The organism is Micromonospora sp. MP36 (genome assembly GCF_008119785.1).
GTDB lineage: Bacteria > Actinomycetota > Actinomycetes > Mycobacteriales > Micromonosporaceae > Micromonospora.
In genome coordinates, this window is sequence record NZ_VSFA01000061.1 from 34,081 (window position 1) to 42,852 (window position 8,772).

Annotated in this window: 7 protein-coding genes; 2 read left to right on the forward strand and 5 right to left on the reverse strand. The window is 71.5% G+C overall.

All coding sequences use genetic code 11. The annotated features are described in order from the left end of the window. Nucleotides 1–97: 97 nt before the first annotated feature. The 5 genes from FXF52_RS28495 to FXF52_RS28515 form a co-directional block, all read right to left on the reverse strand. On the reverse strand, nucleotides 98–979 hold the full coding sequence (locus FXF52_RS28495; RefSeq protein ID WP_148801421.1) for a Gfo/Idh/MocA family protein: 882 nt from the start codon (nucleotides 977–979) through the stop codon (nucleotides 98–100). A gap of 55 nt (nucleotides 980–1,034) precedes the next feature. Next, nucleotides 1,035–2,048, reverse strand: coding sequence for a hydroxyacid dehydrogenase (locus tag FXF52_RS28500; protein WP_222870724.1), 1,014 nt, complete (start codon nucleotides 2,046–2,048; stop codon nucleotides 1,035–1,037). Between the two features lie 55 nt (nucleotides 2,049–2,103). Then, on the reverse strand, nucleotides 2,104–2,997 hold the full coding sequence (locus FXF52_RS28505; RefSeq protein WP_222870725.1) for a carbohydrate ABC transporter permease: 894 nt from the start codon (nucleotides 2,995–2,997) through the stop codon (nucleotides 2,104–2,106). Continuing rightward, the gene (locus FXF52_RS28510) at nucleotides 2,994–3,887 is read right to left on the reverse strand and encodes a carbohydrate ABC transporter permease (protein WP_222870726.1); all 894 of its coding nucleotides are present in this window, start codon (nucleotides 3,885–3,887) and stop codon (nucleotides 2,994–2,996) included. The genes FXF52_RS28505 and FXF52_RS28510 overlap by 4 nt, the downstream gene beginning before the upstream one ends. Nucleotides 3,888–3,950: 63 nt before the next feature. Further along, nucleotides 3,951–5,192: an ABC transporter substrate-binding protein gene (locus FXF52_RS28515; RefSeq protein ID WP_148801422.1), complete on the reverse strand. Its 1,242-nt coding sequence runs from the start codon at nucleotides 5,190–5,192 to the stop codon at nucleotides 3,951–3,953. A 147-nt stretch (nucleotides 5,193–5,339) separates the two neighbouring features. Between FXF52_RS28515 and FXF52_RS28520 the strand changes: the two genes are divergently transcribed. Continuing rightward, a complete protein-coding gene (locus FXF52_RS28520) occupies nucleotides 5,340–6,587 on the forward strand; it encodes a Gfo/Idh/MocA family protein (RefSeq protein ID WP_148801423.1) in 1,248 nt (415 codons plus the stop codon). A 54-nt stretch (nucleotides 6,588–6,641) separates the two neighbouring features. Beyond that, nucleotides 6,642–8,612, forward strand: a complete 1,971-nt coding sequence (locus FXF52_RS28525; RefSeq protein ID WP_148801424.1) for a PQQ-binding-like beta-propeller repeat protein — start codon at nucleotides 6,642–6,644, stop codon at nucleotides 8,610–8,612. Nucleotides 8,613–8,772 lie beyond the last annotated feature (160 nt).

The window sequence follows — 8,772 nt, forward strand, 5'->3', positions numbered from 1 at the left end:
CCCTTCCGGATTAACGGTCCTGACCGTAACTTCCGGCGGAGAAGGTCGTCAAGGCGTGGTCGCGGTCGCCGCGCCGGGCTTCCCGGCGGGCGGCCGATCAGAGCTGGGCGCGGGCCGCCGCGAGGACGCCCAGGACGGAACGGGTCTGCGCCCACGGCACCGGGCTCGGCGCGCCCTTGACCATGCCCAGGAACGCGTCGATGGTCGCGCCGTAGCCCAGCTCGTCGGCCCCGCCGCGCAGGTTGACCCGGTGCTCCCCGGTCGCGGTGTGCACGGTCACCTCGTACGACTCGCCCTGGCTCACCCCGAGCACCTCGACGACGCCTGGCACGCCGTCGTCCCACTGCACCGCCAGCAGCCCGGTGTCCTCCGAGCGCAGGGTGCGGTAGCTGCGGGTGGTGGCGGCGGCGCCGACCAGCCGCACGGCCGGGCCGAGCAGCGCGACGAGCAGTTCGACCCCGTGCAGGCCCATCATGACTAGCGTTCCGCCGCCCACGGCCGGGTCGTCCTGCCAGGGGTTGTAGCCGGTGGCCCAGAGGCCGACGTCGTGCCGGACGGTGGCGCGGACCGCGAGCACCTCCTCCCGCGGCACGGCGAACGCGGCGAAGTCGGGGGCGAAGCGCAGCACCGAGGAGGAGAGCACCAGCTCCGGGCTGCGGGAGACCACCCGGTCGAGCCGGTCGAGCTGGTCCACCGTGGCCGCCGCCGGCTTGTTGACGAAGCAGGGCAGCCCGGCGTCGAGCACCCGCGCCAGCGCCTCGGGCACCTCCGACGTCGGCACGGTGAGCACCACCCCGTCCGGCCGGGTGGCCAGCAGTGCGGACAGGTCCGGCGTCACCGTGGCGTCCGGGTGCTCCGCGCGGAACCGCGCCAGCCGCTGCGGGTCCGGCTCCCAGACCACGAGGTCGGCGTGCCGGCACAGGGCCTTGGCGTCGGTGTACGGGTGACTGGTGGCCAGTCCGGCAAGGGCGATCCGCATGGTCGCACAGGCTACTCAGCGCGCCACCGCAGGTCAGCGACGGGTTGTGCGGGCGTCAGCCCATGCTCGCCAGCTGCTCCGGGCGTACCTCGTGGCGCAGCGGCTCGCCGCGCCGGAACCGGTCGATCTCGTCGACCACGATCTCCCCGGCCCGCCGCCGCGACTCGACCGTGCCCGCCGCCTCGTGCGGCGTCAGCAGCACATTGGGCAACCGCCGCAGCGGATGGTCCACCGGCAGCGGTTCCTCGTCGAAGACGTCCAGCGCCGCGTCGATCCGCCCGGCGCGCAGCTCGGCCAGCAGGGCGTCCCCGTCCACCAGCGCCGCACGCGCGGTGTTGACCAGCAGGGCCCCGGTGGGCAGCAACGCGAGCTCCCGGGCGCCGAGCAGGCCGACGGTGGCCGGCAGCACGGGCGCGTGCAGCGACACCACCCGCGCGGAGCGCAGCAGGTCGTCCAGCCCGACCAGGGTCGCGCCGAGTTCCTCGGCCTCCTCGGCGGACAGGTACGGATCGGTGACGAGCACCCGCGCGCCGAGCGCCCGGACCAGCCGCAGGTACGCCCGCCCGGTGCGGGAGGCGCCGATTACGCCGACCACCGCGCCGCGCAGCTCCCGCCGGGGCGGCGCGGACTTCGCGGCCGACCAGGCGGCCCCGGTACGCAGCGCGTGGTCGAAGCGGTGCACCTGGTGCAGCAGGGCCAGGGTCAGCGCCAGCGCCTGTTCCCCCACCGCGTACGCCATGGCGTCGCCGGCCTGGGTCACCCGCACGCCGCGGGCGAAGCTCTCCGGCGTGACGAACGGCTTCACCGAGGCGCCGGTGTGCGCGAGCAGCCGCAGCCGTGGGGCGGCGTCGAGCACCCGTGCCGTCAGCGGCGCACAGCCCCAGCCGGTGACCACGACGTCCGCGTCCGTCAGCAGGTCCGCCAGCACCGCCGGGTCGGCGACGTCGGCCCCGTCGGGCGGGAGGCGCACCGGACCGAGCGCGGCGAGCGCGTCCCAGCGTGCCCCGGGGAAGAACATCGACCGCAGCGCCGGCGACGCGGCCACGGCGACGCGCACCACGCCGCTCACCCGATCGACCTTCCGTTCGCGACTGCGGGGCTCCGCAGCGCGGCACGCCTCGCGCTCACCCCTTGATCCCGGAGGTGGTGACGCCCTCGGTGAAGTACCGCTGCCCGACGAGGTACGCCATGAAGATCGGCACGAAGGCGAGGACCGAGCCGGCGAGGAGCATGTTGAGCGGCACGTTCTCCTGCTGCATCGAGGCGATGCCGGTGGTCAGGGTACGCATGTCGCTGCTCTGCCCGATGATCAGCGGCCACATGAAGTCGTTCCAGTGCCACAGGAACACGAAGACCCCGAGGGTGGCCAGGACCGGCTTGATCAGGGGCAGCACGATCGAGACGTACACCCGCAGTTCGGAGCAGCCGTCCAGCCGGGCCGCCTCGAAGAGCGAGTCGGGCAGCGAGGCGATGAACTGTCGCATCAGGAACACCGCCTGGGCGTTGGCCAGGGTCGGCACGATCAGGCCCCAGTAGGTGTCCACGCCGCCCAGCTCGGAGATGATGATGAAGGTCGGGATCATCGTGACGTGGTAGGGCACCATCAGCATGGCCAGGAACGACCAGAACATCGGTTCCTTGCCGGGGAAGCGCTTCTTGGCGAACGCGTAGCCGGCCAGCGACGACAGCAGCAGCACGCCGACCACAGACACGATCGAGTAGACCAGCGTGTTCCACGCCCAGCCCAGCATGCTCTTGGCACCCAGCAGCCGGTCGTACGCCTCGGTGGAGAACGGCCAGGGCAGCAGGCTGTCCGGGAAGGTGACCGGGCCGGTCGGTTTGAACGACAGCACGACCATCGTGTAGAAGGGGAAGATCGTCGCGAGCGCCGCGACGAACAGCAGCACCGCCCGGGTGACTCGCCAGCTCCGGCTCGCCTGCTGCGGCCGGTGCGGCCGCCGGGAGCGCCTGGCCGGCGGTGCGGCGGGTGTGGCCGAGGGGACCAGGGTGTCGGTCACTCTTCCCTCCCCAGGGTCAGGCGCTGGATCAGCGCCACGATGACGGTCATCACGAACAGCGCGAGCCCGACCGCACTGGCATAGCCCAGGTCGAAGTAGCGGAAGCCCTGCTCGTACAGCTGGTAGACGAGGGTGTAGCTGGCGCGTACCGGCCCGCCGCCGGTCATCACGTAGACGATGTCGAAGACCTGGAACGACATGGTCGTCTCGATGATGGCCAGGAAGAACAGCGCCGGACGCAGCTGCGGCAGGGTCACGTACCGGAACCGCTGCCACGCGGACGCGCCGTCGCTGAGGGCCGCCTCCTCCAGTTCGGCGGGGATCTCCTGCAGCCGGGCGAGCAGGATGAGCATCCCGTACCCGAACCGGGACCAGACCGAGACGAGCACGATCGCGGGCAGCACCAGTGTGCTGTCGGCGAGCCAGGACTGGGCCGGCAGGCCGAACGCGCCCATGAGCCGCGACCACGGTCCGTGCTCGGCGAAGACCCAGGTGAAGACCACGCCGGCGAGGATGAGGCTGGTGACCACGGGCAGGAAGAAGATGGACCGGAAGAGCTTCACGCCGCGGAACACCCGGCGGGTCAGCAGCGCCATGCCGAGCGAGGCGACCATCGACAGCGGCACGGACAGCAGCGCGAAGATCACCGTCACCTTCAGGGCCGACCAGAAGGTGGGGTCGTCGATCAACCGGCGGAAGTTGTCCAGGCCGACCCAGGAGGCGTCGCCGCCGATGGTGTAGTCGGTGAAGCCGAGCAGCACCCCGGCCACCGCCGGGCCGAACCGGAAGGCGACGAAGAGCAGCAGGCACGGCAGCACGAACAGCAACGCCGTGCCGGCCTCCCGCAGCGAGGGACGGCGCAGGCGCCGGCGGGCAGACAGGGTGACCACGTCCACACCTTTCTCGCTGCTCCTGGCGGGCGCGGGGCCCACCAGGAGCAGCGTCACACGGGACTAGCCGAGCAGCGCGTCCGCGGCCTTGGCCGCGTCGCTGAGCGCCTGGTCGACGGACTTCTTTCCGAGCAGCGCGGCCTGGATCTCCGGGGCGAGCACGCCCTGCACATCCCGGGCCTTCTCGTGCAGCGGACCGACGGTGGTGACGCCTACGTACTTCTCCTGCTCACCGAGGACGGGATCCCCGGCGAACAGCGTCCCCGCCGACTTCTTCGGGGAGAAGAAGCTGGACGCGGTGTCGTACTTCTTGGTGACATCGGCGCCGGAGGCGTAGGCGATCCACTCGCCCGCGGCCTTCTTGTCCTTCGCGCCCTTCAGCATGGCGAGCGAGCCGACGGTGCCGTACCCGATCTGCTTGGTCTCGGTCAGCGGCGGGAGGACCTTGATGTTCTCCTTGCCCCAGAACTGCTCCACCTCCTGCGGAGCCGAGTGCCACAGGCAGGCCACCTTGTTCTGGGCGATCCGGGTCTGCTCGGTGGGCGGCAGCGTGGTGAGCAGGGTCTTGTCCACGTAACCGCCGTCGACCAGTTGCTTGACGAAGGTGAGCGCCTTGCGGCCGGCGTCGCTGTTGAAGGCCACCGACTTGCCGTCCGGGCTGAACACGTCGCCGCCGGCCTGCCACAGCAGCGGGTAGAACGTCTGGTTCAGGGTGTTCTTCACGTCGCCGGGGTAGGCGGTGACGTCGTAACCCTTGGCCTTGAAGGCCGGCGCCATGGTGAGCAGGTCGTTCCAGGTCGCGGGGTAGGTCGTCTGGCCGACCGCCTCGAACACCTTCTTGTTGCACATCATCGTCACGGCGCTGGTGAGGATGGGGGCGCCCATCATCTTGCCGTCGATGGTCACCGACTTGACCACGTTGTCGAGGTAGTCGCTCTTGGCCGCGTCGTCCAGGTAGGCGTCGACCGGCTCGATGTTGCGGGCGTACTTCGGCAGCTGGTCGGGGATGAGGTAGACGACGTCCGGGCCCTTGTTGCCGGCGATCGCGGTGGCCAGCGCCTGGTCGCGGTTGGCCCACGGGAAGATCTCGGTCTTGACCTGGATGTCGGGGTGCTGCGCCTGGAACGCCTTGACGGTCTCGTCCCAGAAGGCCCGGTGCTTCGCCTCGTCGAAGATCACCGGGTATATCCACATTGTCACGGTCTTCTTGCCCGAGTCACCGGAGCCGGAGCCTCCACAGCCGGCGGCGGCGAGCGCGGCGACGAGCGCCACCGCGACGGCCGTCAGGCTCTTCCGAACACGCATCTCGCATCCTTCCAGGGGAGCTTGGTTCGCAGTAGGTTAACTTACGGTCCGGGCCGATACTAGGCCCGAGACATTTCGAGGTCGTATCGCCACTGCTCCGGCAACTACTGACCGTATCGACCCATATCCGTTATAGGGAAGGCTCGGATGACTGTCTCTCTGGCCATCGTCGGCGCGGGCAACCGCGGCGGCACCTACGCGGGATACGCGGAGCGGTTCCCGGAGCGCGCCCGCGTCGTCGCCGTCGCCGAGCCCCGGGCCGGCCACCGCGACGCGCTGGCCGACCGGCACCAGGTGCCGGCGGCCCGCCGGTTCCCCTCCTGGCAGGCCCTCGCCGACCAGCCCCGCCTGGCCGACGCGGTGGTGGTGGCCACCCCGGACCGGGAGCACCTCGCACCCGTCGCCCGGCTCGCCGCCCTCGGCTACGACATCCTGCTGGAGAAGCCGATGGCGCCGACGGAGCAGGAGTGCGACGCGGTCGTGGACGTGGCCCGGCGTACCGGGGTGCTCCTGACGGTCTGCCACGTGCTGCGCTACACGCCCTACACGGCGATGGTGAAGCGGCTGCTCGACGCGGGGGCGGTCGGCCGGATCGTCGGCGTGGACCACCTGGAACCGGTGGGCTGGTGGCACTTCGCGCACTCCTACGTGCGGGGCAACTGGCGTCGGGCCGACGAGTCCTCCTCCAGCCTGCTGGCCAAGTGCTGCCACGACCTGGACTGGCTGCGCTACGTGGTGGACGACGTGCCGGTGCGGGTCAGCAGCGTCGGCGCGCTGTACCACTTCCACCCCGGCAACCGGCCGGCCGGCGCCGCCGACCGCTGCCTCGACTGCCCACTGCGGGGCACCTGCCCGTACGCGGCGGACCGCTTCTACGCCGAGTGCCTGGCCGACCCCGACCGGCACGTCTGGCCGTTGTCCGTGGTCACCCGGGACCTCAGCCCGGACGGGGTGCGGACCGCGCTGCGCGAGGGACCGTACGGCCGGTGCGTCTACACCGGCGGGAACGACGTGGTCGACCACCAGACGGTCACGGTGTCGTTCGCCGGCGGGGCCACGGCGACCCTGACCATGAGCGCCTTCACCCCGGGCGGCCACCGGCGTACGCGCATCATGGGCACCCGCGGCTACCTGGAGGGTGACGGCGAGCGGGTGACGCTGACCGACTTCGTGACCGGAGAGACGTCCACGCTGGACACGGCGGCCGGCGGGGCGGACGCGGGGTCCGGCCACGGCGGCGGCGACCACGGGTTGATGGCCGCGTTCGTCGAGGCGGTCGGGACCGGCGACCGGTCCCTGGTGCATTCCGGGCCGCGGGAGTCGCTCGACAGCCACCGGATGGCGTTCGCCGCGGAGCGCAGCCGACTCGCCGGCGGACTCCCGATGGACGTTTGATCTTCGATGTCTCGAGGATTACGGTGGGGGCCATAATCCAGGAAAGGACGGCCCATGGTTCTTCACCGACTACGCCGCGCCGCACCGCTGGCAGTCCTCACCACCCTGCTCGCGGCGGCCGCCGCGGCCCCTCCCGCCCACGCCGCCACGCCGACGGAGACCCTGGTCGGCGTGCCGCATCACAACCTCGCCATCTACGGTGCCACCTTCGGCTCCAGCCCCGACGGCGATTACGCGTACGCCGTCGCGCGGGGCACCACCGGCGCGCTGAGCGTCATCGACACCCGGACGGCCACCGTCATTCGGACCATGCCGTTACCAGGAGCGGGCGGCTCCTGGGGCGGCACGGTCATGCCCGACGGCACGGCCTACCTTGGCGCCGACAGCAAGCTCTTCCGCTACCGGCCCGGCGCCGCGAGCGTGGACGACCTGGGCTCGCCGGTGCCCGGCGAGACGACGGCCTGGCGGCTGGCGAACGACGGGCGCCACGTCTTCGTCGGGACCTACCCCGGCGGCAAGGTCTACTCCTTCGACCACCGCACCGGCGAGGTACGCGACTACGGCCAGATCTGGCCCGGCGAGCAGTACGTGCGCAGCATCGCCGCGGCGAACGGCAAGCTCTACGCCGGTCTCGGCACCGTCGCCCGACTCGTCGAGATCGACATCGCCGCCGGCACGCGGCGGGAGATCCCGCTGCCCGAGCCGTACCGCGCCGAACAGTTCGTCTACGACCTCGACGTGTACCAGCAGACGCTGTTCGCCCGGCTCGCCAACAGCAACCGGATGCTGGTGCACGACCTGCGGACCGGCGAATGGATCGCCGACCTGGGCACCAGCAACGGGCTCAACGTCTCGCCGCCGGACGCGAAGAAGAACGTCTACTTCGGCTCGACCAGCGGCCGGCTGATGGCCTACAACCTCGACACCCGCGCCCTCACCCCGACCGGCTTCACCGGATTCGGCACCGCCCGTGGCTACGGCTGGACGCACCTGGACACGAAGGAGTGGCCGGGCCGGACGCTGGTCACGATCAACCTAAGCGGGGTGCTGTACTACTACAACCCGCAGACCGGGGCGCACAAGGTCGCGCCGTCCGGGGTACCGGGGCTGCCGGCGCAACTGCAGACGCTGGTGGCCGGCCCGGACGGCCGGATCTGGTCCAGCGCCTACCCCAGCGGGGGGATCACCGCGTACGACCCCGCCACCGGCACCTTCAGCGAGAACGCCGGCGCGCTGGGTCAGGCGGAAGGGCTGCGCTCCTACCAGGGCAAGATCTACGCCGGCGTCTACCCGGGCGCGAACCTGTTCGAACTGGACCCGGCGAAGCCCGTCGTGCGGGGCAGCAATCCCCGGCAGTTCGGGACCCTGCGCAACGACCACCAGGACCGTCCGTTCGCCATCACCGGCGTCGGCGCGCGCGTCGCCTTCGGGACCATCCCCGAGTACGGGCAGCTCGGCGGGGCGCTCTCGTTCGTGGACCCAGCAACCGGGGCGCAGGAGGTGCACCGCAACGTCGTGCCGGACCAGAGCGTCACCGCGCTGACCACCGTCGGCGACCTGGTGCTCGCCGGCACCGGTGTGTGGGGCGGTCTCGGCACCGTACCGACCCAGACCGAGGCGAGGCTGTTCCTCTGGGACCCGGCGACCGCGACGAAGGTCTGGGAGGGCCCCGCCATCCCCGGCGCGAAGGCGATCACCGCACTGATCGTCGCACCGAACGGCCACGTGTGGGGGTCGACCGCCGGCACGCTGTTCGAGTTCGACCCGGTGAACCGTACGGTGCTCCGGACGCTCGAGGTGCAGCCCTTCGACTGGAACGTCGACCACGTCTGGCGCAGCGACCACCTGGCGTTCGCCCCGGACGGCGCGCTGTGCGGCAACTTCCGGAACACCGTCGCGTGCGTGGACACCACCACACTGGCGGTCGACCGGCTGGCCACCGGCATCGACGACGTCTGGACCATGGACGCCGACGGCGTCATGTACTACGCGCGGGGCGGTGAGCTCTACCGGCTCACCCGCTGAGCCCGGCAGGCGCGGGGGCGGGCGGCCATGCCCCCCCCCCCCCCCGTGCTGATGGCGCAACCACCGCGGCGCCGGGCCGGGTCCGCCGTCGGCGGCGCAGAACCGACGGGCAGGCAGGCCGACGGGCGGGGGGGCCCGAACGGGAGAGCACACGGCCGAA

What these genes read in the sequence shown, in the direction of transcription:
- FXF52_RS28495 (WP_148801421.1), bottom strand. Translation starts at nt 979, where the DNA reads ATGCGGATCGCCCTTGCCGGACTGGCCACCAGTCACCCGTACACCGAC.
- FXF52_RS28520 (WP_148801423.1), top strand. Translation starts at nt 5,340, where the DNA reads ATGACTGTCTCTCTGGCCATCGTCGGCGCGGGCAACCGCGGCGGCACC.
- FXF52_RS28515 (WP_148801422.1), bottom strand. Translation starts at nt 5,192, where the DNA reads ATGCGTGTTCGGAAGAGCCTGACGGCCGTCGCGGTGGCGCTCGTCGCC.
- FXF52_RS28525 (WP_148801424.1), top strand. Translation starts at nt 6,642, where the DNA reads ATGGTTCTTCACCGACTACGCCGCGCCGCACCGCTGGCAGTCCTCACC.